This window comes from Dyella sp. C9 (assembly GCF_003332825.1).
Taxonomy (GTDB): Bacteria; Pseudomonadota; Gammaproteobacteria; order Xanthomonadales; family Rhodanobacteraceae; genus Dyella.
In genome coordinates, this window is sequence record NZ_QIRF01000001.1 from 23268 (window position 1) to 48358 (window position 25091).

Below are 25091 nucleotides of genomic sequence, written 5' to 3' on the forward strand. Positions count from 1 at the left end.
GCAACTGGAGGCACTGATGGAATCGACGGGATTTGCGCACTGGCTGGTGGTGGTCGTAGAGACGTTCGCGGCGTTGTTCCTGCTGTTGCTGGCGTTGCTGGTGGTGGTGGTGGCGGTGGTATGGCTGGTGGACCGCAACCAGACGTCCAACTCGGTGCTGCGCAATTTCCCGGTGATCGGACATTTCCGTTACTGGTTCCTGCATCTGGGCGAGTTCTTTCGCCAATACCTTTATTCGAGTGACCGCGAGGAACTGCCGTTCAACCGCGCGCAGCGCATGTGGGTGTATCGCGCGGCCAAGAACGTGGACAACACCAACGCGTTCGGCTCGACGCGTGACCTGCGCGGCGAAGGCGTGCCGTTCTTCGTCAACGCGCCGTTCCCCGCGCTGGGCGAGCGTCACCTCGAGCCCAGGCCGGTGACGCTGGGACCTTATTCGCGCGAGCCTTACCAGCACGCGGCGTTCTTCAACATCTCGGCGATGAGCTTCGGTGCGCTGTCGGCGCCGGCGGTGCGCGCGCTTTCGCGCGGCGCGGCCAAGGCCGGCATCTGGATGGATACCGGCGAGGGCGGCCTGGCGCCGTACCACCTGGAGGGCGGTTGCGACATCATCTTCGAGATCGGCACCGCCAAGTACGGTGTACGCACGCCCGACGGCAAGCTCGATGACAACAAGCTGCTGGCGATCTGCGCGCACAAGCAGGTGAAGATGGTGAGCATCAAGCTCGGCCAGGGCGCCAAGCCGGGCATGGGCGGCCTGCTGCCGGCGGCCAAGGTGACGCCTGAGATCGCTGCGATCCGCGGCATTCCGGTGGGCGAGGATTCGCAAAGCCCGAATCGTCACCTGGACATCGCCAACGTGCCGCAGCTGATGGATGCGATCCATCACATCCGCGAACTCACTGGCAAGCCGGTGGGTTTCAAGGCCGTGTTCGGTGGCATGGACTGGATCGTCGAACTGTGCGACGAGGTGCACAAGCGTGGCATCCAGAGCGCGCCCGACTTCATCATCGTGGATGGCTCGGAAGGCGGCACCGGCGCCGCGCCGCAGACCCTGATGGAGGGCGTGGGCCTGCCGTTGCACGAGGCCTTGCCGGCGCTGGTGGACACGCTGATCGTGAAGGGGCTGCGAGAGCGCATCAAGGTGATCTGTTCGGGCAAGTGCATCACCGCCTACGACGTGGCGTGGGCGCTGTCGATGGGTGCTGATTTCGTCAACTCCGCGCGTGGCTTCATGCTCGCGCTGGGCTGCATCCAGTCGCTGCAATGCAACCGCAACACGTGCCCTACCGGTATCACCACGCAGAACCCCAAGCTCCAGCGCGGCCTGGTGGTCACCGACAAGAGCGAGCGCGTGGCGCACTACGCCACCAACGTGATGCACGAAGTAGGCATCATCGCGCACAGCTGCGGCGTGGAGGAGCCACGCCAGCTCGATCGCACGCATTGCCGGGTGGTCGGCGACGACGGCCTTTCGGTGCCTTTGATCAAGTTGTATCCGTATCCGGAGGTACGGCAGGAGCCGGTGCACCCCTGATTCCGTTCGCGGATCATTTCCACGCGTTTTCATTGATCCTGGTCACCCGCCCATCACGCGATGGGCGGCATCTTGGAGCGGTCCCCAGTCGTGCTGGTGCCCGTGCCTCGGGCGCGGGCAGGCATGTTCTGCCACTTCCAAGGAGATGACCCATGGTCCCCAAGACGATGAAAGCCGCCGTCGCCCACCGTTTCGGCGAACCGTTGCGCATCGAGGAAATCCCCGTACCGGTGCCCGGCCGCGGCGAAGTGCTGGTGAAGATCGTCTGCAGCGGCGTATGCCACACCGACGTGCATGCGGTGGATGGCGACTGGCCGGTGAAGCCCGAGCCACCTTTCGTGCCGGGCCACGAAGGCGTGGGCGTGGTGGCGGCGCTGGGCGAGGGCGTGGAGAACCTCAAGGTTGGCGATCCGGTCGGTATCGCGTGGCTGCATGACGCCTGCGGGCATTGCGAGTACTGCATCACCGGCTGGGAGACCCTGTGCGAAACCCAGCACAACAGCGGTTACAGCGTCGACGGCAGTTTCGCCGAATATGCGATCGGCAATGCGGCCTATGTGGCGCGCCTGCCCGACAACGTGGATTTCGCCATGATGGCGCCGATCCTTTGCGCCGGCGTCACCACCTACAAGGGCATCCGTGAAACGGATACGCGCCCGGGCGAGTGGATCGCCATCTCCGGCATCGGTGGACTTGGCCATCTCGCCATCCAGTACGCCACCGCGATGGGCCTGCAGGTGGTGGCGGTGGACGTGGCCGACGAAAAGCTCGCGCTGGCACGCAAGCTGGGTGCCTCCGCCACGGTGGACGCACGCAGCCCGCATGCCGTCCAGGACGTGCTCGACGCCACCCATGGTGGCGCCCATGGCGTGCTGGTCACGGCGGTTTCGCCGCCGGCGTTTTCGCAGGCGCTCCATTTCACCCGTCGTCGCGGCACCATGAGCCTGGTCGGCCTGCCGCCCGGTGATTTCGCCACGCCGATCTTCGACGTGGTGCTCAAGCGCCTCACCATCCGCGGCTCCATCGTCGGCACACGCAGCGACCTGGCCGAAGCCGTCGACTTCGCCGCGCGCGGCAAGGTCGCGGCCACCATCGAGCGGCGCAAGCTGGAAGACGTGAACGATGTGCTGCAGGGCCTGCGCGAAGGCCACATCCAGGGCCGCGTGGTGCTGGACATCGGGCAGCCCTGAGCGAGCGCTTCCGGTACGGCTGGGTGGGTTCAGCCCTCGGGCATTTCCACCCAGCCCTCGCTGGTGCGAATCTGCAGCGGGCGGAAGCGCTTCTTGTAGTCCATCTTCGGGTGGCCGGCGATCCAGAAGCCCAGGTAGACCCAGGGCAGGCCACGGCGCTGGGCCAGGGCCACTTGTTGCAGGATCGCGTACGTACCCAGGCTACGTTCCGTCTCGTCGGGGTCGTAGAATGTATAGACCGCCGACAGGCCTTGCAGGCATACGTCGGTCACCGCCACGCCCAGCAGGCGCGAGCCCTCGCGGAACTCGAGGAACAGCGTGGGGCTCCAGGGGGCGGTGAGAAAGCGCCGGAAATCGCTGGCGTCAGCTTCGTCCATGCCCCCGCCCGGGTGCCGTTGGCGCAGGTAACGCTCGTACAGCGCGTGTCGTTCGGCGTTGTAGCCAGCCATCGACTCGACCACCTGCAGGTCGCCATTGCGCTTGAGGCAGCGGCGCTGGCTGCGGTCGGGCGTGAAATGGGCGACATCGATGCGGCAGGGTGTGCAGGCCCGGCAGTTGCTGCAGTACGGGTAGTACAGGTGGCCGCCGGCGCGCCGGAAACCGCGTTCCAGTGCCGGGCCGTAGAGCTGGTCCAGCTGCGGGGCAGCCGGGTCGATCACCAGGTTCTGTGCCGTGCGCTCGGCAAAATAGCCGCAGGTGTGCGGCAGGGTTTGGAAGAGGCGGACACGGTCGGAGCGCATGGTCCGATTCTATGTCCGGTTCGGGCCGGCGTGTGAGTAGGAAAACACCGACAAATGCAGTCGGATCAGCCAGTAAGCCAACGCCGGATATTCAGCCGGCTCAGATGACGCCCATGTAACGCAGCATCAGCACCACGAAGGCGCCTGCCACCGCCAGCATCACGATGCGCCGGACCCGCGTGGCCGTGCCCTGGCGCCGCGATTCCGCGGTGGGGTTGCGGGCCAGCGCCAGCTCCTCGCCGTGGCGGATCACCGGCTCGATGCCCAGTTCCTTCAGCAGGGCGCGGGCGCGGGTGTAGTCGTCGGCCTTGCTCACCCACACCTGGGCCCATTCCTCGCGGTTTTCGTTGCGCTGCGAGTAGCTGAAGCGCTGATAGCTGGGTCGGCGGTAGTTGGAGCGGTTCTCGATGGTGTACTCGATGCCATGCTCGGCCAACAGCGAAGCGACGCGGTCGATGTTTTCCTGGCGGGGCGAGGTGTACAGCTGGCGCATGGAGTAAGCCTGTGGTTGTTGCCCGGGGCTGCGGGAAACCGGTTTCCTGCTCGTCATCCCGGCGGCTGCCGGGAGCCCGTGGCCTTGCTGCGCGGCGGCCGGATAGCCAGCGGAGCTCCCGCTGGCGCGGCCATGACAAGCCATTCGAGGTTTTCGCGAACGGCGGGGCGGTGCAAGCCGCGCCCGATGCATGGGTGATTTTACTACGCCTGCGCCATCGCTCAGTTGCGCAGGCGGATCAGGCCTTCCTGGGCGGTGGAGGCCACCAGCCGGCCATCGCGCGTGAAGATCTGGCCACGGGCCAGCCCGCGCGCGCCCTGGGCGGTCGGGCTGTCGAACGAGTACAGCAGCCACTCGTCCACCCGGAACGGACGGTGGAACCACAGCGCATGGTCCAGGCTCGCCATCTGCACGTTGTGCGTGTAGTACGAGATGCCGTGGGGCAGGGTGGCGGTGCCGATCAGGTTGAAATCCGAGGCATAGGCCAGCAGCGAGCGGTGCAGTGCCGGCGAATCACCCACCGGCGCGGTGAGGCGGAACCAGATGTGCTGGTACGGCGGGCGCTTGACCGGGGGCAGCTTGGCCTGCGGCCACACGTGGCGGATCTCGAACGGCGCGTCCACGCCCAGCCAGCGCTGCAGCTTCTCCGGCAGCTTGGCCAGCTGTTCCGGCGGCAGCGGCTGCATCGGCGAGATGTCCTCGGGCATCGGCACCTCGGGCATCGAGGACTGATGCTCGAAGCCGGGCTCAGGCACCTGGAACGAGATCGAGCCGTTCAGGATCGGCTGGCCGTGCTGGATCGCCACCACCCGGCGCGAGGAGAACGTGCCGCCGTCGCGGGTGCGCTCCACGCTGTAGACGATGGGCGCGTTGATGTCGCCGGCGCGCAGGAAGTAGGCATGCAGCGAATGGGCCTCGCGGCCGGCATCCACCGTGCGCTGCGCGGCCGACAGGGCCTGGCCCAGCACCTGGCCGCCGAATACGAAATGGGTGCCGATGTCCCGGCTCTGGCCGCGGAAAAGGTTGTCCTCCAGCCGCTCCAGTTCAAGCAGGTCGACCAGTTCTCGGACGTGGGTTTCCGTCATGGCAGGGCTCAGGGGAAAGATGGCCGGCGATTATAGCCGGGCCGCCCGGCCGCTTCAGTGGCCGGCGCCGGCGCGGGTCAGCCCACTGGCCGCCAGCACCTCGGCCCAGGGGAACAGCGGGCCGGGGTCGAGCTTGCGTGGCACCTCCACGCCGGGATCGTCGCTGGCTGGCAGCCGGGCCGTGTCCAGGTCCTCGTGGCCTGCGATCAGCTGCAGGTTGGGGTGGATCCGGCGAAGTTCGGCCAGCAGGGCGGTCAGGGCGGCGAGTTGGGCCGGCGTATAGGGTTCGGTCATGGTCTGGTGGCGGGAATCCCACCAGTGTGGGTAGCGGCCCAGGTTCACCAGCTCGATGCCGATGGAGTTGGGGTTGTGGCCGCGCACGTGGTTGGCCACCCGGTTGGTCGGCACGTACCGGTAAATGGCCCCGTCCCGGTCGATGTAGTAGTGGCCGCTGGCGCCGGTGCCGCGATCCTCGTACAGCACCCGCTCGCCGTATTCGCGGGCGGTGGCGAGGTCCGGCAGCTCGGTGCAGTGGATCACCGCCATCTCCACCGCGCCGGCGGGACGCTCGGGGAGACGGGAAACGTAGGGCAGGGGCTGGTCGACGACGGTCACGGTCATCGGGCGAGTCTCGCACGCTCGACCATGCCGCGAAACGCCGCCTGTTACCATGCGCGGCCTGATGGACGCAGTTTGGAGACCGCGATGGGCGGCCAGATCATTCTTTCGCATGGCTCGGACTCCGGTCCGGACGCCACCAAGGTCAGCGTGCTGGCCGCCTTCGCCGAGTCGCTGGGCTGGACGACCCAGCGTCCGGACTACCGCAGCGATGACCTCCCGGGCTACGCCGGTGCGGTCGACCCGCGCGTCAACCGCCTGCTGGCGGCGATCGACGCCCTGGATACGCCTCCGGTGCTGGTCGGATCCAGCATGGGCGCGTTCGTGTCCGGCCTGGCCTCGCTGCAGCGGCCGGTCGCCGGCCTGTTCCTGCTCGCTACGCCCAGCGAAATTCCCGGCTATCGGCAGGCCTTCGACCTCAGTCCCGGGGTGCCCACCCTGCTGTACCACGGCTGGCAGGACGACGTGTGCCCGCCCGAGGGCATCATTGCCTTTGCCTCGCGCCGTCGCCTGCCGCTGCTGATGGTCGATGACGATCACCGCCTGGGCGACAGCGTGGAGCGCATCGTCGAGCAGTTCGGCCTGTTCCTGACGCAACTGGCGCCGTCCGCATGAGCGCCTTCTTCGCCACCTGTCCGAAAGGTCTGGAATACCTGTTGCGCGACGAACTGGTCGCGCTGGGTGCCAGCGACGTGCGCGAGGCGCTGGCCGGCGTACACTTTGCCGGTTCGCTGGAAATGGCCTACCGCGCCTGCCTGTGGTCCCGCCTGGCCAGCCGCGTGCTGATGCCGCTGGCCGAGTTCGACGCGGCCACCGACGACGCGCTGTATGCCGGCGTGCAGGCCATCGACTGGTCGCAGCACCTGGCTTCCCACGCCACGCTGGCGGTGGATGCCAACTCGGCGCAGAGCAAGCTCACCCACAGCCAGTTCATCGCCCAGCGCGTGAAGGACGCGGTGGTCGACCAGTTCCGGCAGCGCGACGGTTCGCGGCCCGGCGTGGACACCGACGAGCCCGACATACGCATCAACCTGCGCCTGCGCCGTGACCGCGCCACGCTGTCGCTGGACCTGGCCGGTGCGCCGCTGCATCGCCGCGGCTGGCGCGAACTGCAGGGCGAGGCGCCGCTGAAGGAAAACCTGGCCGCGGCCATGCTGCTGCGTGCGCGCTGGCCGGAGATCTACGCCGAAGGCGGCGCGCTGCTCGACCCGATGTGTGGCTCCGGCACGCTGCTGATCGAAGGCGCCTGGATGGCCGCCGACGTGGCGCCCGGCCTGCATCGCGAGTACTACGGTTTCCTGGGCTGGGCCAAGCACGACATCGGGCTGTGGCGTGGCCTGCTGGACGAGGCCCGGCAGCGCGCTGAGGCCGGTCTGCGGGCGCTGCGCAGCTGCTTCTTCGGCAGCGATGCCGATCCGCGCATGGTGCAGACCGCCAAGCGCAACGCGCAGGAGGCCGGCGTGGCCGGTTTCCTCACCCTGGACAAGCACGATGCCACCCATGTGGCGCCGCCGCCGGGTTACACCCGCGGCCTGGTGATCACCAATCCCCCCTATGGCGAACGCCTGGGCGATCGCGTCGAGATGCCCAAGCTCTATCGCGCGCTGGGTGAAAGCCTGCGCGAGCGTTTTGCAGGCTGGCGCGCCGCGGTGCTGGCGGGTGATGCCGAGCTTGGCCATGCCATTCCGTTGCGTGCCGAGAAGAAGTACGCGCTGTACAACGGCGCGCTGGAAACCGTGCTGCTGATCTTCGAGCTGCACGCGCGCAGCGAAACGCCGCGCGAGGTAAAGCCGCTGTCCGAGGGCGCGCAGATGTTGCGCAACCGGCTGGAGAAGAACCTGCGCCACTTGCGCAAGCGGCTGGAGCGCGAAGGCGTGCACTGCTGGCGCGCCTACGACCAGGACCTGCCCGAGTACGCCGCGGCGATCGATGTCTACGCCGACGACGGTGGCCAGCCCTGGCTGCATATCCAGGAATACCGCGCGCCCGCCGAGATCCCCGCCGAGACCGCGCGGCATCGCCTGCGCGAGATCGTCCGGGTGGCGGGCGAGGTGTTCGGCGTGTCGCGCGAGCGCATCGCACTGAAGACCCGAGAACGCGGCAAGGGTGGCTCCAAGTACGGCCAGTTCGACCAGCGCGGTGATTTCATTGAGGTGGCCGAGGGTGGCCTGAAGTTCCTGGTCAACCTGACCGATTACCTCGACACCGGCCTGTTCCTCGACCACCGGCTGGTGCGCCAGAAGGTGCGCGAACTGGCCTCGGGGCGACGCTTCCTCAACCTGTTCGCCTATACCGCCACCGCCAGCGTCTACGCGGCCGCTGGCGGCGCCCGCGATACCACCAGCGTGGATCTCTCGGCCACCTACCTCGAGTGGGCCTCGCGCAACCTGGCGCTGAACGGATTCACCGGCTCGCGCCATCGCCTGATGCAGGCCGACGCAGTGGCGTTCCTGAAGCAGGATCGCGAGCGTTACGGGCTGATCTACGTGGACCCGCCGACCTTCTCCAACTCCAAGCGTGCGGAGGATTTCGACGTCCAGCGCGACCACGTTCAGCTGCTGCTGGCCTGCGCCGAGCGGCTGGCGGGCGATGGCGTGATCGTGTTCTCGAACAATTTCCGGCGCTTCAAACTGGATCATGAAGCGCTGGCTGAACGGTTCAGCATCGAGGACTGGAGCGTGCCCAGCATTCCCTTCGATTTCAGCCGGCGTTCGGACATCCATGGCTGTTGGCTGCTGCGCCTGCATCCGCAGGAGTCGCCTTGGGGCGGCAGTGTGAACCACGTCCGCAATCAGGGTCGCCGCTAGTTGTTTTACCGTTTTTTACTCAGTGCGGATTCAGCGCAAAAGTCAGAGCATTGATCCAGGCAAAGAGCGATGGGGGTGACGCGAATCCCCCACCGGAATCAAGCCTCCCTTGGGAGACAACTCATGAACAAGTCCAAGCTTTCCACCGTCAAGCGCGTTGCACTGGCCACTGCCATGCTGATCGGCTGTGCCACCGTTGCACCAGCCTTCGCCGGTAGCCATGTGAGCTTGAACATCGGCGTCGGCCTGCCGGTCGTGGGCGCGGGTTACTACGCGCCGGCCCCGGTGGTGTACGCGCCGGCCCCGGTCGTCTACGCGCCGGCCCCGGTGGTCTATGCTCCGGCTCCCGCGCCGGTCGTCTACGGCCCGGCCGTGGGTGCCACGGTCGTGGTCGGCGGCCACCCGGGCTACTACCACCGCGGCGGCTACTACTATCGCGGCGGCTACCGTTACTACGGTCACTGATCGCGACTGATGTACGCGCAACAAGGGCCCGGCCAATGCCGGGCCCTTGTCGTTTCAGGGACGATCACGGATTGCCGCTTTGGATCGCCTTGGCGCTGAGCTGCTGATACTGGGCCTTGTCGATCTTGGCGATCGATTGCACCGCGCACGGGGGTTGGCTGCGCGATGACAGCGTCTCTCCCGCCTCGCCGCACAAAGCCCCCATTCCGACCGCAAGGTTCGAGCGATTCGGGTTGAAGCGCAGGCTCTGGCCGATGCCCAGCCGCGGGCAGGTGGCCTGCAACTTGACCAGGTAATGGTCGGGCCCGGTGCGGGCGACCACGGTCTGGCTGTCGACCACATACCACTCGTTGATGCGGTCAGGCCGCAGGCACTCGCTTACGGGGCGCAGCGGGGTATAGGCGGGAGGGGGCTGGTCGGCGGCGAGGGCGCCGGTGGCGGCAAGGGATGCTGCCAGCAGAAAGAAGGCATGCGCTTTCATAGGTCACCTCACGGGTGGAAGGGACACCGGCCTGGACGCACGACCATGGTGGTCGCATACGGCGCTGTCAAGCATCCGCCATCAGCGCATCACGATATGTGAACGGCCGGTCCGGCATGGTGCGCGGCATGTGCTTGCCCGACACCACCCGCATGCAAAGGACACTCGTCGGCCAAGGTCGGCATGCCCGCCGGAGGCGGCTATGAGCCTGGCGCAATCGGCCCTCCAGGCCGAGGCGCTGGCACTGCGATTCCGGCACATCCGGTCACGCAGCGTGGCGCTCTGCGCGCCGCTCAGCCCCGAGGACATGATGGTGCAGTCGATGCCGGACGCCAGTCCAGCCAAATGGCATCTTGCGCACACCACCTGGTTCTTCGAGCAGTTCGTACTGGAGCGCGACGGCAAGTACCGTTCGCCGCATCCAGAGTGGCATTACCTGTTCAACTCCTACTACCAATCGGTGGGGCCGATGCATGCCCGCCCGCAGCGCGGGCTGCTGTCGCGACCGGGCACGGCGCAGATCCGCGACTACCGCGAGCGGGTCGACGATGCGGTGGCCGAGTTGCTGTTGCGGGGCGCCGATGCGGCCACGCTGGCGGTGGTCGAGCTCGGGCTCGAGCACGAACAACAGCATCAAGAGCTGCTGCTCACCGACATCAAGCACGCGTTCTCCACCAACCCGCTGTTGCCCGCGTACACCGCGCGACTGGCAGTACCGTCGAGCAGCACCGCCGCGGCGCTGGAGTTCATCGTTGGGGCCGAAGGTCTCGGCACCATCGGACACGACGGCCCCGGTTTCGGTTTCGACAACGAGTCGCCCCGCCATCGCGTGCTGCTGCCGCCGCATGCGCTGGCCAATCGCCTGATTACCAATGCCGAGTTCGCCGCCTTCGTGCACGATGGCGGCTATCGTGAGTCGTCGCTGTGGTTGTCCGATGGCTGGGACGTCGTGTCCCGCGAACAATGGCAGCGGCCGTTGTATTGGCAGCCGGACCTGGCCAGCGAATTCACGCTGGCCGGCGTGCAGCCGATCGATCCGCATGCACCGGTAAGCCATGTCAGTTACTACGAGGCGGACGCCTTTGCGCGCTGGGCCGGCGCACGGCTGCCCACCGAGGCCGAGTGGGAGAGCGCGGCAGCATCGATGCCGGTGCAGGGCAACCTGCTGGATGAGCAGGCCTATCACCCTCGGGCGGCCGCTCCGGAGCTGGGGCTGCTGCAGATGTTCGGCGACGTCTGGGAATGGACCGCCTCGCCGTACGTCAGCTATCCCGGGTTCCGTCCGCTCGCAGGGGCGTTGGGCGAATACAACGGCAAATTCATGTGCGGGCAGTGGGTGTTGCGCGGCGGCGCCTGCGTGACGCCGCGAGACCACATCCGCGCAAGCTACCGGAATTTCTTCCCACCCCATGCGCGCTGGCAGTTCATGGGGATACGCCTGGGGCAGGACCGATGAACGTGCAAGCCTTCGACCTCCGAGACGACGACCGTCGCCCGCCCGTCGACGACCTGGTGGGGATCGTGCAGCGCGGCCTGCGTGCCCGTCCCAAGCGGCTGCCTTCGTGGCTGTTCTACGACGAGCGTGGCTCGCAGCTGTTCGAAGCCATCTGCGAGCAGCCGGAGTACTACCTGACCCGTTGCGAGATCGCGTTGATGGCGGCCCACGCTGGCGAGATGGCCGAGGTGCTGGGCGAAGACGTGCGGCTGGTGGAGTACGGCAGCGGCAGCGCGCTCAAGACGCAGATGCTGCTGGCCCACATGCATGCACCGGTTTCCTACGTGCCGGTGGAGATTTCGACCGAGCCCTTGCGCCTGTGCGTGCAGGACCTGGCCGTGCGTTTCCCGCAGCTGCCGGTGCAGGCGTTGCACAGCGATTTCACCCGCGCCTTGCGACTCCCCATCCCGCCACGCGCGCCGCGGCGCACAGTGCTCTATTTCCCCGGATCGACCATCGGCAATTTCGACGCGCGTGACGCCACCAGCCTGCTGCGCAAGATGCGCGGCGAGATGGGCGACAACGGAGGCATCCTGATCGGCGCCGACCTGAAGAAGGACACGGCGACCATCGAGGCGGCGTACAACGACAAGGCGGGGGTCACCGCCGAGTTCACGCTCAACATGCTGGTGCGCCTGAATCGCGAGATCGGCAGCGATTTCGACCTCGGCGCATTCCGCCATCGCTCGCACTACAACGCGATGGCCGGGCGCATCGAGACCTTCCTGGTCAGTGCCCGCGACCAGCGCGTGCGCGTGGGCCGCCAGTCAGTGCCTTTCGCACACGACGAGGCGATGCAGGTGGAATACAGCTGCAAGTATTCGCCCGCGGACTTCGCCGCGCTGGCCGGCAAGGCAGGGCTGGAGGTGATCCGTGCCTGGACCGATCCGCAGGGCATGTTTGCCGTCTATTACCTGATGCGTGCGGGCACCCGCGCGCGCCTCGCACAGTGAGACGGCGGACTGCACCGCCTCAGGGGCTGAACACCAGCACCAGGAACACCGCGAACATCGAAAGGTGCACCGCGCCTTCCAGCATGGTGGTGCGCCAGCCCGAGAAGGTGAGGGTGCTCAGCACCAGGGTCGAGGCGAGCAGCACGATGCTGGCCGGCGGCAGGCCGAGTACCACCGGTTTGCCGGTGAACAGGCCGATGGCGAGCACGGCCGGTACGGTCAGGCCCACCGTCGAGGCGGCACCGCCCAGGCAGAGGTTGATGGCGCGGGTCAGTTCGTCGCGGCGGATGGCGATCAGCGCGGAAATGCCTTCCGGCGTGAACACCAGCATGGCGATGATGATGCCGCCCAGCGCATGCGGCGCGCCGGTGGCGGCGATGCCGTAGTCCAGCACCTTGGCCAGGCTCTTGGACAGGATCACGATCGGCAGGATGTTCACCAGCAGCAACAGCAGGTGGAACGCCATCTCGCCCTTGCGCGGCTTGCGCGGCGGCGCCGGCGGCTCGGCGGGCAGGTTGGCGTCGGTGTCGGAGCGCGGCGCCACGAAATAACCCTTGTAGCGTCCCGTCTGCAGCCACAGGAACAGGCCGTACAGCGCGATGGTGAGCAGGGAGAAGCACACGGCCTGCACCGAAGTGAGCGAGCCGTCCGAAGTGGATGCAGTGAAGTTGGGCAGCACCAGCGCGATGGTGGCCAGCGGGATGATCACCGCCAGGAAGGCCGAGGCGCCATGCAGGTTGAATGCCTGCTCGTGATGGCGGATGCCGCCGATCAGCAGGCCAAGCCCGACCACGCCGTTGAGCACGATCATCAGCACCGCGAACATGGTGTCGCGCGCCAGCGTGGCGGTATCGCCCGCGCCCAGCATCACCGCCGAAATCAGTACCACCTCGATAATGACGATGGACAGCGTGAGTACCAGCGTGCCCACCGGCTCGCCCAGCAGGCTGGCCAGCTCCTCCGCCTCATGCACCACGCCGAACGCGCCCCATACGATCACGAAGAACAACCAGGCGAACAGCGACAGGCCGATCTCGTGGCGGCTCAGGTGGGCCATCCAGTCCGAGCCGAACACCAGGAACAGGGTGACGGTGAGCCAGGCGATGGCCGGGCGTATGAGCATTTTCGGCTGGAACATCGGCTGCTCGGTGGCCAGCGATTGCGCGCCTGTGGTCATGCGTGAACCTCCTGGTGACCCGGATGGCGATGACAGGGTGTCCGCCGCCGTGCGCCAGCGTGGCACAGGACGACGCGTTAGGAAACGTTGTACAGCGCGCCGCCCCAGTCCGCGGGGTGAACGTCCGCGATCGATTGCGAGAACACCCAGCGGTGGCCGCCGATATCCAGTGCGGCGTACTGGCGTTCGCCGTACGGCTGGTCGGCCGGCGGGGCCGCCACCTGTGCGCCGCATGACAGAGCCTCGCGGTAGTGCCGGTCGACATCGGCCACCCGCAGCATGACCGTGTGCGAGGCGCCGGCTGGCCCGGCGCCCTGCGTGACCACGATCGATGCGTTGCCGAACACGAGCTGCACGCGGTGATCGCCGATGCGCAGGCGCTCGCGGAAGCCGAATGCGCGACATAGCCAGTCGGCCGCTATCGGCACCTCGTCATAAGCCAGCTCGGGAATGATGTCGCCCGGTGGCATGGAGCGGTTGATGGGCATGCACGAATCCCCCTGTGCGATCGACTCTCAAACAGCGAAGCATGCCCTGCACGCCGTCGTCCGCGGGTGATTGCCGGCGCGGACGCCGGCGTGGATCAACCGGGCCGGCGAGCCCCCAGTTGCACCAGCACTTCCTGCGCGGCGCGGATGCGTTCGCTGGCGCCGGGCAGCTCCAGGTTTACCTTGAGCTTGTCCTGTCCATCCAGCTTGTACACGCGCGGCTGGCTCTGGATCAGGCGGATGATCGCCATCGGGTCGACCTCCGGCTTGTCGCGGAAGGTGATGCGCCCGCCGTTGGCGCCGAAGTCCAGCTTGCGGATGCCCAGCGGCGTGGCCATCAGCTTGAGCTGGGCCACGGCGAACAACTGCTTGGCGGGGTCGGGCAGCAGGCCAAAGCGGTCGATCATCTCCACCTGCAGGTCGCGCAGGTGTTCTTCGCTGCGGGCGCTGGCGATGCGCTTGTACAACGTCAGGCGCGTATGCACGTCGGGCAGGTAGTCGTCGGGGATCAGCGCCGGCAGGTGCAGTTCCACCTCGGTCTCGTGCTCGCTGCTCAGGTCGAAGTCGGGCAGCTTGCCGGACTTCAGCGCGCGCACCGCACGTTCAAGCAGCTCAGTGTACAGGCCGAACCCTATCTCCTGGATCTGGCCCGACTGCTCGTCGCCCAGCAGCTCGCCGGCACCGCGGATCTCCAGGTCGTGCGTGGCCAGGGTGAAGCCTGCGCCCAGTTCCTCCAGCGAGGCGATCGCCTCCAGGCGCTTTTCCGCATCGGCGGTCATCGCCTTGCGGTCGGGCACCACCAGGTAGGCATAGGCGCGATGGTGCGAACGGCCCACGCGGCCACGCAGCTGGTGCAGCTGGGCCAGGCCGAAGCGGTCGGCGCGGTTGATGATGATGGTGTTGGCGGTGGGGATGTCGATGCCGGTCTCGATGATGGTGGTGCACACCAGCACGTTGAAACGCTGGCGGTGGAAATCCGCCATCACGCGTTCCAGCTCGCGCTCGGGCATCTGGCCGTGGGCGATGCCGATGCGGGCCTCGGGAACCAGTTCCTCAATCTCGCGCGCGGCGCGTTCGATGGTGTCCACCTCGTTGTGCAGGAAGTACACCTGGCCGCCGCGCTGCAGCTCGCGCTGGAACGCCTCGCGGATCAAGGCCGGTTCCCACGCCGAGATGAAGGTACGCACCGCCATGCGATGGGCCGGCGGGGTGGCGATCAGCGAGAGGTCGCGCAGTCCGCTCATCGCCATGTTCAGCGTGCGCGGGATCGGCGTGGCGGTCATGGTGAGCAGGTCGACCTCGGCGCGCAGCTTCTTGAGCTGTTCCTTCTGGCGCACGCCGAAACGCTGCTCCTCGTCCACCACCACCAGGCCAAGGTTCTTGAACTTGATCTCCGGCGCGAGCAGCTTGTGCGTGCCCACGATCACGTCGATCTGGCCGTCGGTGAGGCGCTTGAGGGCCTCGTTCACTTCCTTGGTCGACTTGAAGCGCGAAAGCACGTCCACGCGCACCGGCCAGTCGGCGAAGCGGTCGGCGAAGTTGCGGTAGTGCTGCTGGGCCAGCAGGGTGGTGGGCACCAGCACTGCCACCTGCTTGCCGGCGGTGGCCGCGGCGAAGGCGGCGCGCAGAGCCACCTCGGTCTTGCCGAAGCCCACGTCGCCGCAGATCACGCGGTCCATCGCGCGTGGCGCGGCCAGGTCGCTGAGCACGGCGTCGATCGCCTGCAACTGATCGGGCGTTTCCTCGAATGGGAAACTCGCGCCGAACTCCTCCACCAGCTGGCGGTCGATCGGCATCGACTCGCCACCGCGCGCCTCGCGCTGCGCATAGATCGCCAGCAGTTCGGCGGCGACGTCACGCACCTTCTCGGCGGCCTTGCGGCGCGCACGCTCCCAGGCGTCGCCACCGAGCGAATGCAGCGGCGCCAGTTCAGGCGCCGTGCCGGTATAGCGGCTCACCAGGCCCAGCTGCGCCACCGGCACGTAGAGCTTGTCGCCCTTGGCGTACTCGATGGTGAGGAACTCGCCCTCCATGCCGCCCAGCTCCATCGACACCAGGCCCTGGTAGCGGCCCACGCCGTGGTCGACGTGCACGATCGGTGCACCGATGGTCAGCTCGGTGAGGTCGCGGATGATGCTTTCCGGATCGCGCGCGGCACCGCGACGGCGCTTGCGGTCGGTACGCACGCGCTCGCCGAACAGCTCACGCTCGGTAAGCACGGTGAGCGGTGGGGTATTGAGCGCAAAGCCCTGTTCCAGCGACGCGATGGTGATCGCCAGGCGCAGCTTGTCGTTGGCCAGGAAGGCCTGCCAGCCGTCGATCGTCTCGGGCTTGAGGCCCGCGCTGGCGAGCTGCTCGATCAGCGCCTCGCGGCGGCCGGCCGAGTCGGCGGCGATCAGCACGCGTCCCGGATAATGGGCGAGGAAATGGCGCAGCGAGGTGCCGGGTTCCTCGCCCTTGCGGTTGAGCGGCAGCTCCGGCGCCACCTGGGTCTCGCTGGACAGGGCGTGCTCGTGGCCGCTCTCCACCAGCTCGATGCGCAGGCGCTTGTTGAGCTGCTCGCGCAGCTGTTCGGGCGCGAGGTACAGCTCGGCCGGCGGCAGCACCGGGCGTTCGATGTCGTGGGCGCGCTGGTCGTAGCGTTCGCCGGTCTGCGTCCAGAACTGTTCGGCCGATTCCAGCGAACCCTCGCCGAGCAGGAACACGGCGTTGTCAGCGAGGTAGTCGAACAGGGTAGCCGTCTGCTCGAAGAACATCGGCAGGTAGTACTCGATGCCGCCGGGCGTGACGCCTTCCTTCATGTCCTGGTACAGCGGACAGCGGCGCACGTCGATGGGAAAGCGCTCGCGCAGGCGGACGCGGAAATCCTTGGCGGCGTTTTCGGTGAGCGGAAACTCGCGCGCGGGCAGCAGCTCGATGCGATCCACCTGCTGCTGCGAGCGCTGCGTTTCCGGATCGAAGCTGCGGATGGATTCGATCTCATCATCGAACAGTTCGATGCGATAGGGCTCGGCGGCACCCATCGGGAAGATGTCGATCAGCGCGCCACGCACGGCGAAGTCGCCTGGCTCGCCCACCTGCGGCACATTGCGGTAACCGGCCGCTTCCAGCCTGCGCTGTTCGGTGGCCAGGTCCAGCTTCTGGCCCTTCTGCACCATCAGCCCGCTGCCGGTGATATGGCTGCGCGGGGCGATGCGCTGCATCAGCGTGGCGATCGGCACCACCAGCACGCCGCGCTGGGTAGTCGGCAACTGGAACAGCGTGGCGATGCGTTGCGAGACGATTTCCGGGTGGGGACTGAACACGTCGTAGGGCAGCGTTTCCCAGTCGGGGAAATGCAGCACCGGCAGGCCGCCGGCAAATACCCGCAGCTCGTCTTCCAGCGCGTGGGCCCGCTGGGTATCGCGGGTGATGGCCACCAGCAGGCCGTGGTGCGAGCGGGCCGCCTCGGCCACCAGCAGGGCACGCGAGGAGCCATGCGGCGACGTCCAGAAGCGACGCTGCTTGGGGCTGGTGGGAAGGGACGGATGCGGAATCGTTTTGGCCATGCAGACGCCAGGTTCAGGGGCGCGGCGCCGGGGCCGCACCGGGAAAGCGGGCAAGTGTAACGCGACCGCCCCGGCAAGCCGGGGCGGTGGTTCACATCTGCATGTGGGGGTGCAGCCTCAGAGCTGCAATGCGATCTGCGTGGTACCCGGTTCGTCCGGGGTCAGGCGGCGCACGAAACCGAGCTCCTTGCACAGCTGCAGCATGGGGCGGTTCTCGATCAGCACGTAGCCCCAGATTTCGTCCAGGCCGCGGCGACGGCAGTCGTCGACCAGGCGCTGCATCAGCAGGGCGCCGAGGCCCTGTCGGGCCCAGTCATGCTCGACCAGGATCGAGAACTCGGCGCTGTTGGCGGACTCGTCCACGAAGATGCGTGCCACGGCGCGCAGCTCGGCTGGGCGCACCGTCTCGTCCATCAGCACGTAGGCGGTCTCGATGGCTGGGTCGATGCGGCACAGGCGTCGGGCCATGGAGTCGGGCAGCTCGCTCATGCTGTGCAGGAAGCGGCGACGAATGTCCTCGGGCGACAGCCGCGAGAACTGGCGCTTGAGCGCGGCCTCGTCACCCGGCTCGATGTTGCGCAGGCGCAGCTCGCGGCCATCATGCGTGTGGACGATTTCACCCTTGGGCCGCGGCAGTTCGACCAGTCGCGGGCGGGCAAAGCGTTCCGTGCTGCGCGGGGGGATCATCGCGTGCCGGGCGTTGGAGTAGTCGATGGCGGGGCTCATTGCCATACTTTACCGTATTGTGTGCGCTGCAACATGAACAAAATCCCTTTGGATACGGTGGATTATGGCGGTGGTCTGCCGCACCGCATTGCGCCACGGCAAGCGATGCGCGAGTGATCCACAATGCGTCATCCAGGCGCCTCGGGCGTCGAGGGAGGGTGAAGGGTATGGCGACATCGAAGGGCATGACCATCCGGCAGCTGGAAACCTTGTGCGGCCATTGGCCTGGGGTGACCCGGGACATCAAGTGGGGCGCGGAACTGGTGTTCAGCGTGGGCGGCAAGATGTTCGTCATCACCCCGGCCGACGTCGGCGGCAGGCTGACGTTCAAGGTGGCGGACGAGCGCTTCCTTGAGCTGACCGACCAGCCGGGTATCATCCCGTCCCCCTATCTCGCGCGCTCGCACTGGGTCGGCGTGGTGGAGCCCCAGCGGTTTGCCACCGAGGAGCTTGCCGGCCTGATTCGTACTTCCTACGGACTGGTGCGCGGGAAACTCACCAAGAAGATGCAGGCGGCCCTTGGCCCCTGGCCCCCGGAGCAGGACACGTGAAGCAATACATCGGAAGCATTGCCCTGGTCGTGGCCGACTACGACGAGGCGATTGCCTGGTACACCCGGGTCCTCGGTTTTAGGCTGCTGGAAGACACCGACATGGGCGGCGGCAAGCGCTGGGTGGTGGTGACGCCGCCGGGTGCCGGCGAGACACGCTTGTTGCTGGCCAAGGCCAGCACGCCGGAGCAGCAGTCACGCGTGGGCGACCAGACCGGCGGCCGGGTGTTCCTGCTGTTGCATACCGACGACTTCTGGCGTGACTACCAGCGCATGAAGGAGGCCGGCGCCACGTTTTGCGAAGAGCCGCGCGAGGAGGCCTACGGCACGGTGGTGGTGTTCCAGGACCTGTACGGCAACAAGTGGGACCTGCTGCAGCTCAAGGCCTTGTAGCGGCGCCCCTCAGTCGGTGACGTCCGGCTCGAAGAAGCTCCAGCGGATGTCGCCGAAGCGGGCCTTCATGGCGCGCTCCACGTTGTTGATCGCCGCGATCAGCGCGGCCTGGTCGGGAGCTGGCGCCATGCGTGCCTTGACCGCGACCATCACGTCCGGCCCCATCTGCAGCGTGATCAGGTTGAGCACCACGTCCACCTCGGGGCGGGCGTTGATGAAGTCGATGATTTCCTCGCGACGCCTGGGCTCCACGCCCTGGCCGATCAGCAGGTCCTTCACCTCGTTGGCCACCGCCACCGCCACCACCACCAGCAGCACGCCGATCACGATGGTGCCGGCGGCGTCGTAAAGGTGATTGCCGGTGATCATGGTGGCCAGCACGGCCACCAGCGCCACGCTGAGGCCGAGCAGGGCGGCGAAGTCTTCGCCGAAGATCACCAGCAGCTCGCTCGAACGCGTCTCGTGGAACCAGCGCCACAGGCTGCGCCCCTGGCGCGCCTTGTTCACTTCCTGCAGGCATCCATGCATGGAGAACGACTCGGCGACCACGCCAAAGCCCAGCACGCCGATCGCCAGCCATGGCCAGCGCAGCGGTTCGGGGTGGCCGAGCTTGTGGATGCCTTCGTAGATGGAAAACATGCCGCCCACGCTGAACAGCAGCATGGCCACCAGGAACGACCAGAAATACAGCGCGCGGCCCCAGCCCAGCGGGTATTCATCCGAGGGCGGTCGGTCGGCCTGGCGCATGCCGAACAGCAGCAACCCCTGGTTGCCGCAATCGGCCAGCGAGTGCACCGCCTCGGCCAGCATGGCACCCGAGCCGGTGATCAGCGCAGCCACCAGCTTGCTGAGGAAGATGGCGAAATTGGCGCCCAGGGCGAGCAGGATGGCCCTGAGCGAATTGGCGTGGCCGGACATCGTGCATTCCCTTGGACGAGGGCCACAGTGTAGTGGCTGGCGCGGCTAGCGGATGCCGACGCCTACGCCTACGCCGAAGCTGACGTTGGAGCGTCCTGCCTGCAGTTCGCTGGCGGTCCATACGTGCGACTGGGCCACACTCACCAGCGGGAACACATAGTCGGCCTGGCCCACGTGGCCGGGGCGGTCGCCGGTGATGCGCCCGGCCAGGGTGATCAGCGCGCCGGTGGGATAGTCGAACGATTCGACGTAACCGGGCATCACCGCAATGAAGCGCCCCCAGCCGCCGTTGTTGTCGACCTTGGGGCGCTGCGAGCTGTCCAGCGGATAGCCGACGATCTCCACTTCGCTGCGGTCGGGCAGGTTGCGCACCTCGACGATGCGTCCACCCCAGATCACGTCGGCGTTGGCATAGCGGTCGGGCGACTGGGTGACCATGTTCGGCGCGACCGCCACCGTGGCCGGCGTGGGCTTGTAGATCGGTGCGGGTGCGCAGGCGGCCAGTGCCAGCAGGCTGGCCGGGAGCAGGCTGTGGCGCAGCAGGACGACGAGTCGAATGGACATGGCAGGCTCCGGCTCCCCAGGCTTGGAAGCCATGAGCTTAGCCCGCGTTGCAGTGGTGCGATAGGCGATGCGCGGACGCATCGTCTTGCGTTCAGCTGGCGGTTTCCTCGACCAGCCAGTCCAGCCGCCACTGCGCGGGCTGCTCCTGCGACAGCATGGGTGCCATCGCGCGCATGGCCTCGCGCAAGGTCTCGTCCAGTTTCCACGGGGCGTTGAGAATCACCATGCCCGAGCCGTTGAGCCGCAGCGGCGAGTCGTCCGGATGCACCAGCAGTTCGGCGCGCAGCACGCGCCGCGAGCCGCAGTGCTGCAGCCAGCGATGGAACGGCTGCACCTGGCTGCGCAGCTTGATCGGGTACCACACCGCATACACGCCGGTGGGCCAGCGCTGCAGCGCAGCCTTGAGCGCCTGCTCGATCACGCGGTACTCGGCTTCCTGTGCCTCGTAGGGCGGATCGATCAATACCAGGCCGCGCTTTTCCTTCGGCGGCAACAGGGCCTTGAGTGCCTCGTAGCCGTTGCGCTGGTGTACATGCACGCGGTGATCGCGGTGGAACAGCTCGCGCAGTCGCACGGCTTCCTCCGGATGCAGCTCGCACAGCTGGGCGCTGTCGGTCTCGCGCATGGCGCGGGCGGCCTGCAGCGGCGAACCGGGATACAGCTTCAGGCCGTGCTCGTTGCCGGGCAGCCTGAGGATGCTGTCCAGCCAGCGGCGCAGCAGCGGAGGCAGCGGCCTGGCGGGTGCCTGCGAAGGATTGAGGTCGGGAAACAGCAGGCGGGCGATGCCGTCGCGGTATTCGCCGGTCTTGCCTGCCTCGGCACTGTCCAGCGCGTAGCAGCCGCTGCCGGCATGCGTATCGATGAAGGCGAACGGCGTGGGCTTGGCCTGCAGCGCCTCGATCAGCGCAAACAGCACCGAGTGCTTGAGGACATCGGCAAAGTTGCCGGCGTGGTAGGCGTGACGGTAGTTCATGTGCGACCAGGGGCGCCGGATGGTAGGCAATTATAGGGGAGGGCGGTATCGCGCGGGCTGCGGCCCCGGTGGAGGTTGCTCCAGAGTTGAGCCGGCCACACCCGGCTGGCTATGCTCGCGCCCATGTTCCGCCACCTGTCCCGCCATTTGCATCGTTGCCGCGTGCTGTTCGCGCTGGCGCTATGCGCGTGGCTGACGCTCTCCAGCGTGGCCTGGGCGCAACCCGATTGCTGTGGCCAGATGGGCGCCTATCCGGCCATGGCGATGCCGCATGGTGCGGATTCCCATGCTCACGGCATGGGGCATATGGCCAGTGCCGGCGACAGTTGCTGCGCGCCGGCCTCGGCCAACGTGCCGGCCGGCATCGTGCCGCACGTGATTCCGCTGGCGCCTGCCAGCGTCGACTGGGCGCGCCATCGCGAGGTCGCCCCGCAACCGCTCTACGAGCCGCCACTGCGACCACCGGTCGCCTGAGTCTCTGTTCGCAGCAGGGAGCCGGTTCGCCGGCCGACGGAACGCGCCTGCGACACGGCGCGCATGACGGAGCAAGTGCATGAACAAGCAGGAACCGCGCGGCTTTCAGCTGCCGCGGCGGCGTTTCGTACAAGGGTTGGCGCTGGGTGGCGTTGCCGCCGGCCTCGGGCTCTGGCGCGGCAACGCATTCGCGCAGGCGGCCCCGCGCACGGAGTTGCGCGGCAATCATTTCGAACTGGAAATCGGCGAACTGCCGGTGGATTTCACCGGGCGCCGGCGCATCGCGACCGTGGTGAACGGCCAGCTGCCAGCGCCGCTGTTGCGTTGGCGCCAGGGTGAGTCGGTGACGTTGCGCGTGCGCAACCGCCTGGCAGTGACCAGCTCCATCCATTGGCATGGCATCGTGCTGCCGGCAGACATGGATGGCGTGCCGGGCCTGAGCTTCGACGGCATTCCGCCGGGTGGCGAATACGTCTACCGCTTCACGGTGAACCAGGCGGGCACCTACTGGTACCACAGCCATTCGCGCTTCCAGGAACAGACCGGCCTGTACGGGCCGATCGTGGTGGAGCCGCGGGACGGCGAGGCGCACGCGGTGCAGCGAGACTACGTGGTGCTGCTCAACGACTGGACCGACCTCGATCCGGAAACCATCTACGCCAACCTCAGGAAACAGGGCGACTACTACAACTACGGCAAGCGCACGGTGGGTGACTTCCTGCGTGACGCGGGGCGCGACGGCGTATCGCAGGCACTGGCCGTGCGCCGCATGTGGAACCAGATGCGCATGGATCCCACCGACCTGGCCGATGTCTCGGCGGCGGCCTATACCTACCTGGTCAACGGCGCTACGCCGGCAGGGAACTGGACCGGCCTGTTCGACCCGGGCGACAAAGTGCGGCTGCGTTTCATCAATGGCGCCTCGATGACCTTCTTCGACGTGCGCATCCCGGGCTTGAAGATGACGGTGGTGGCGGCGGATGGCCAGCCGGTGGACCCGGTGACGGTGGACGAGTTCCGCATCGGTACTGCCGAAACCTACGACGTGATCGTCGAGCCGTCGGCCGACCGCGCGTGGACCATCTTCGCGCAAAGCATGGATCGCAGCGGCTATGCGCGCGCCACGCTGGCGCCGCGCGCAGGCATGGTGGCCGAGGTGCCTCCGCTCGATCCGCGTCGGTTGCTGGACATGGGCGACATGATGGGGTCGATGGATCACGCCGGCATGGGCCACGGCATGCCCCATGACATGGCTGGCATGGACATGTCGGCCATGCCGATGGCGCCCCCTGCGCCATTGAAGACCGGCCCTGAAGTGGACATGCGTGTGCCGATGCCGCGCCGCAACCTCGACGACCCGGGTGTCGGTCTGCGCGACAACGGCCGGCGCGTGCTCAGCTACGCCGACCTGCATGCGTTGGATACGCCGATCTCGCCGAAGGTCGACCGTGAGCTGACCTTGCGCCTCACCGGCAACATGGAACGCTACCTGTGGTCGTTCGACGGGCAGCGCTATTCCAGTGCATCGCCACTGCGTTTGCGCCATGGCGAGCACGTGCGCATCGTGCTGGTGAACGACACCATGATGACGCATCCGATCCATCTGCACGGCATGTGGAGCGAGCTCGAGTCACCCGATGGCGAATTCCAGGTACGCAAGCACACCGTGGTGGTGCAGCCCGCACAGCAGCTGAGCTATCGCGTGAGTGCGGATGCGGTGGGACGTTGGGCCTACCACTGCCATCTGCTGTACCACATGGAGGCAGGCATGTTCCGCGAGGTGGTGGTGGCATGAGCGGGCGCATTCTCACCACCCTGGCGCTCGCCGTGTTGCCCCTGGCACTGCATGCGCAGAGCGCGCCGATGGACGGCATGCCCGGCATGGCGATGCCAGGCCAGCCGGGAAACAGCACGGAGGCGTCGGCTCCTGCGCACGATCACGCCACTTCGCAGGAAACGTCCGGCAACGATCATTCCATGCACGACATGGTCATGCCGGTCAACGGCCACGTATCGCCACCGCCGCCTGCGCTGGTGATGCACGACATGACGCCGGCCCAGATGACTGAGTTGATGCAGATGGACGATGCGGCGCCCCTGGGCATGCTGCTGGTGGATCGGCTGGAGCGCAGCCGCAGCACCGATGGCGACTACGCCACCAACTGGGAGGCCGAGGGCTGGTGGGGCAATGCGATCGATCGCGTATGGTTCAAGACCGAAGGCGAGCGTGGCAGCGACGGAACGCAAGATGGCCGGATCGACCTGTTGTGGAGCCATGCGCTGAGCGCATTCTGGGATGGCCAGCTCGGCGTGCGGCAGGACTTCGGGCAGGGCCCGAACCGCCAGTGGCTGGCGCTCGGCGCGCAAGGGTTGGCGCCGTACTGGTTCGAAACGCAGGCGACCTTCTATGCCGGTGAGGAGGGGCGCACCGCGCTGCGGCTGGAAGCGAGCTACGAATGGCTGTTCACCCAGCGGCTGATTCTTGAACCCAAGCTGGAGATGAACCTGTACGGCAAGGACGATCCGCAGCGCGGCATCCGTTCGGGCCTGTCCGACATGGAGGCCGGGCTGCGCCTGCGCTACGAGTTCAGCCGCAAGTTCGCCCCTTACATCGGCGTGCAGTGGATGCGCCGCTGGGGCGACCTTGACCAAGCCGGCACGCCAGCATGGCACGCGCGTGAAACCACCTGGGTGGCTGGCGTGCGCCTGTGGTTCTAGTTCGAGCGCACGGTGTGCGGGAAAGACGGGCGGCAGGGCCGCCCGTCCCATCGCTCAGTATGCCACCGTGATGCGCTGGCGACGCGCGTCGTTCTTCTCGACGCGGTCGAGCAGGGCGACGGCGTAGTCGGGCACGGTGATGTGGCTCTTGCCCTGGGCATCCACCAGCAGCTGGTCGCCGCCCACCCGGTACTTGCCGGTGCGTGCGCCATCCTCGATCAACGCGGCTGGACTGATATACGTCCATTCGACGTCGGCCTTGCTGGCGCGGAACGCATCCAGCGCCTTGGCCTGGCCGGTGGCCTCCGGCTTCCAGGCATCGGGGAAGTGCGGGTCGTCGATCACGCGCACGCCCGGCGCGGTCTCCAGCGAACCTGCGCCACCCACCCACACCAGGCGCTTCACGCCAGCCTGGGAGAGATGGTCGAGCAGGGTCACCGCGTTGGCCGGAATGCTGTCCGGGTTGCCATCGCGGCGTGCCGAGATGCTCGCCACCACCACGTCGGCGCCGCGCACGGCATCGACCCAGCTGTCCGGCTTGGCGATGTCACCGGTGACCACCTTGAGGTGGGCGTTGTGCGTGGCCAGGCGCGAGGGATCACGCACGATGGCGGTGACTTCGTAGCCGCGCGACAGGGCTTCGTCGAGGATGGCATGGCCGATATGGCCGGTGGCGCCGAACAGGGCGATCTTCATGG

Annotated in this window: 25 protein-coding genes; 12 read left to right on the plus strand and 13 right to left on the minus strand. The window is 67.2% G+C overall.

Translation table 11 applies throughout. The features are described from left to right. Positions 1–16 precede the first annotated feature (16 nt). Together DVU99_RS00135 and adhP are read left to right on the plus strand one after the other, a co-directional pair. The gene (locus DVU99_RS00135) at positions 17–1537 is read left to right on the plus strand and encodes an FMN-binding glutamate synthase family protein (protein ID WP_114238179.1); all 1521 of its coding nucleotides are present in this window, start codon (positions 17–19) and stop codon (positions 1535–1537) included. Positions 1538–1689: 152 nt separating this feature from the next. Continuing rightward, complete coding sequence (gene adhP, locus DVU99_RS00140; protein ID WP_114238180.1) at positions 1690–2727, plus strand: alcohol dehydrogenase AdhP; 1038 nt, start codon at positions 1690–1692, stop codon at positions 2725–2727. A 29-nt stretch (positions 2728–2756) separates the two neighbouring features. Here the strand turns inward: adhP and DVU99_RS00145 are convergent, their stop codons facing one another. The 4 genes from DVU99_RS00145 to DVU99_RS00160 form a co-directional block, all read right to left on the minus strand. Continuing rightward, complete coding sequence (locus DVU99_RS00145; protein ID WP_114238181.1) at positions 2757–3467, minus strand: arginyltransferase; 711 nt, start codon at positions 3465–3467, stop codon at positions 2757–2759. 100 nt (positions 3468–3567) lie between these two features. Beyond that, positions 3568–3960: a DUF2007 domain-containing protein gene (locus tag DVU99_RS00150; protein ID WP_114238182.1), complete on the minus strand. Its 393-nt coding sequence runs from the start codon at positions 3958–3960 to the stop codon at positions 3568–3570. 221 nt (positions 3961–4181) lie between these two features. Then, positions 4182–5045, minus strand: coding sequence for an acyl-CoA thioesterase II (gene tesB / locus DVU99_RS00155; RefSeq protein ID WP_114238183.1), 864 nt, complete (start codon positions 5043–5045; stop codon positions 4182–4184). A gap of 54 nt (positions 5046–5099) precedes the next feature. After that, the gene (locus DVU99_RS00160; protein ID WP_114238184.1) at positions 5100–5666 is read right to left on the minus strand and encodes an N-acetylmuramoyl-L-alanine amidase; all 567 of its coding nucleotides are present in this window, start codon (positions 5664–5666) and stop codon (positions 5100–5102) included. An 84-nt stretch (positions 5667–5750) separates the two neighbouring features. Here DVU99_RS00160 and DVU99_RS00165 point away from each other — a divergent pair, with 84 nt between their 5' ends. From DVU99_RS00165 to DVU99_RS00175, 3 genes are all read left to right on the plus strand, one after another. After that, entirely contained in the window at positions 5751–6278 is a 528-nt protein-coding gene (locus tag DVU99_RS00165; protein ID WP_114238185.1) for an alpha/beta hydrolase, read from the plus strand. Further along, positions 6275–8470 (plus strand): bifunctional 23S rRNA (guanine(2069)-N(7))-methyltransferase RlmK/23S rRNA (guanine(2445)-N(2))-methyltransferase RlmL, encoded by a 2196-nt coding sequence (rlmKL, locus tag DVU99_RS00170; protein ID WP_114238186.1) that lies wholly within the window; start codon positions 6275–6277, stop codon positions 8468–8470. Before DVU99_RS00165 ends, rlmKL begins: the two co-directional genes overlap by 4 nt. Positions 8471–8593: 123 nt before the next feature. Beyond that, entirely contained in the window at positions 8594–8935 is a 342-nt protein-coding gene (locus DVU99_RS00175) for a hypothetical protein (RefSeq protein WP_114238187.1), read from the plus strand. 64 nt (positions 8936–8999) lie between these two features. Here DVU99_RS00175 and DVU99_RS00180 read toward each other — a convergent pair whose 3' ends face one another. Beyond that, entirely contained in the window at positions 9000–9416 is a 417-nt protein-coding gene (locus DVU99_RS00180; RefSeq protein WP_114238188.1) for a DUF6491 family protein, read from the minus strand. A 202-nt stretch (positions 9417–9618) separates the two neighbouring features. Between DVU99_RS00180 and egtB the strand changes: the two genes are divergently transcribed. Beyond that, on the plus strand, positions 9619–10872 hold the full coding sequence (egtB, locus tag DVU99_RS00185) for an ergothioneine biosynthesis protein EgtB (protein ID WP_114238189.1): 1254 nt from the start codon (positions 9619–9621) through the stop codon (positions 10870–10872). After that, positions 10869–11864, plus strand: coding sequence for an L-histidine N(alpha)-methyltransferase (egtD, locus tag DVU99_RS00190; RefSeq protein WP_114238190.1), 996 nt, complete (start codon positions 10869–10871; stop codon positions 11862–11864). The genes egtB and egtD overlap by 4 nt, the downstream gene beginning before the upstream one ends. A 19-nt stretch (positions 11865–11883) precedes the next feature. On the opposite strand, the gene DVU99_RS00195 is transcribed toward egtD, so the two are convergent. From DVU99_RS00195 to DVU99_RS00210, 4 genes are all read right to left on the minus strand, one after another. Then, positions 11884–13041: a calcium:proton antiporter gene (locus tag DVU99_RS00195; protein WP_114238191.1), complete on the minus strand. Its 1158-nt coding sequence runs from the start codon at positions 13039–13041 to the stop codon at positions 11884–11886. Positions 13042–13118: 77 nt separating this feature from the next. After that, the gene (locus DVU99_RS00200) at positions 13119–13529 is read right to left on the minus strand and encodes a VOC family protein (protein ID WP_114238192.1); all 411 of its coding nucleotides are present in this window, start codon (positions 13527–13529) and stop codon (positions 13119–13121) included. A gap of 95 nt (positions 13530–13624) precedes the next feature. Next, a complete protein-coding gene (gene mfd, locus DVU99_RS00205; RefSeq protein ID WP_114238193.1) occupies positions 13625–17077 on the minus strand; it encodes a transcription-repair coupling factor in 3453 nt (1150 codons plus the stop codon). Positions 17078–17194: 117 nt separating this feature from the next. Further along, positions 17195–17803 carry a GNAT family N-acetyltransferase gene (locus DVU99_RS00210; RefSeq protein WP_114238194.1) on the minus strand — a complete coding sequence of 203 codons (609 nt, stop codon included), beginning with the start codon at positions 17801–17803 and terminating at the stop codon, positions 17195–17197. Between the two features lie 167 nt (positions 17804–17970). Here DVU99_RS00210 and DVU99_RS00215 point away from each other — a divergent pair, with 167 nt between their 5' ends. Both DVU99_RS00215 and DVU99_RS00220 read left to right on the plus strand, forming a co-directional pair. Continuing rightward, positions 17971–18354 carry an MmcQ/YjbR family DNA-binding protein gene (locus DVU99_RS00215; RefSeq protein ID WP_232823391.1) on the plus strand — a complete coding sequence of 128 codons (384 nt, stop codon included), beginning with the start codon at positions 17971–17973 and terminating at the stop codon, positions 18352–18354. Then, a complete protein-coding gene (locus DVU99_RS00220) occupies positions 18351–18746 on the plus strand; it encodes a VOC family protein (RefSeq protein WP_114238195.1) in 396 nt (131 codons plus the stop codon). Before DVU99_RS00215 ends, DVU99_RS00220 begins: the two co-directional genes overlap by 4 nt. A gap of 9 nt (positions 18747–18755) precedes the next feature. Here the strand turns inward: DVU99_RS00220 and DVU99_RS00225 are convergent, their stop codons facing one another. From DVU99_RS00225 to DVU99_RS00235, 3 genes are all read right to left on the minus strand, one after another. Continuing rightward, positions 18756–19664, minus strand: a complete 909-nt coding sequence (locus DVU99_RS00225; protein WP_114238196.1) for a cation diffusion facilitator family transporter — start codon at positions 19662–19664, stop codon at positions 18756–18758. Positions 19665–19709: 45 nt separating this feature from the next. Then, the gene (locus DVU99_RS00230; protein ID WP_114238197.1) at positions 19710–20228 is read right to left on the minus strand and encodes a Slp family lipoprotein; all 519 of its coding nucleotides are present in this window, start codon (positions 20226–20228) and stop codon (positions 19710–19712) included. A gap of 91 nt (positions 20229–20319) precedes the next feature. Continuing rightward, a complete protein-coding gene (locus DVU99_RS00235; protein ID WP_114238198.1) occupies positions 20320–21201 on the minus strand; it encodes a 23S rRNA (adenine(2030)-N(6))-methyltransferase RlmJ in 882 nt (293 codons plus the stop codon). 123 nt (positions 21202–21324) lie between these two features. On the opposite strand from DVU99_RS00235, the gene DVU99_RS00240 reads away from it, so the two are divergent. The 3 genes from DVU99_RS00240 (at position 21325) to DVU99_RS00250 (ending at position 24393) form a co-directional block, all read left to right on the plus strand. After that, positions 21325–21675, plus strand: coding sequence for a hypothetical protein (locus tag DVU99_RS00240; protein ID WP_157971307.1), 351 nt, complete (start codon positions 21325–21327; stop codon positions 21673–21675). A gap of 79 nt (positions 21676–21754) precedes the next feature. Beyond that, positions 21755–23470 carry a copper resistance system multicopper oxidase gene (locus DVU99_RS00245; RefSeq protein ID WP_114238200.1) on the plus strand — a complete coding sequence of 572 codons (1716 nt, stop codon included), beginning with the start codon at positions 21755–21757 and terminating at the stop codon, positions 23468–23470. Continuing rightward, a complete protein-coding gene (locus DVU99_RS00250; protein ID WP_114238201.1) occupies positions 23467–24393 on the plus strand; it encodes a copper resistance protein B in 927 nt (308 codons plus the stop codon). The genes DVU99_RS00245 and DVU99_RS00250 overlap by 4 nt, the downstream gene beginning before the upstream one ends. Positions 24394–24447: 54 nt before the next feature. Here the strand turns inward: DVU99_RS00250 and DVU99_RS00255 are convergent, their stop codons facing one another. Continuing rightward, complete coding sequence (locus tag DVU99_RS00255; RefSeq protein WP_114238202.1) at positions 24448–25089, minus strand: NAD(P)-dependent oxidoreductase; 642 nt, start codon at positions 25087–25089, stop codon at positions 24448–24450. Positions 25090–25091: the final 2 nt, after the last annotated feature.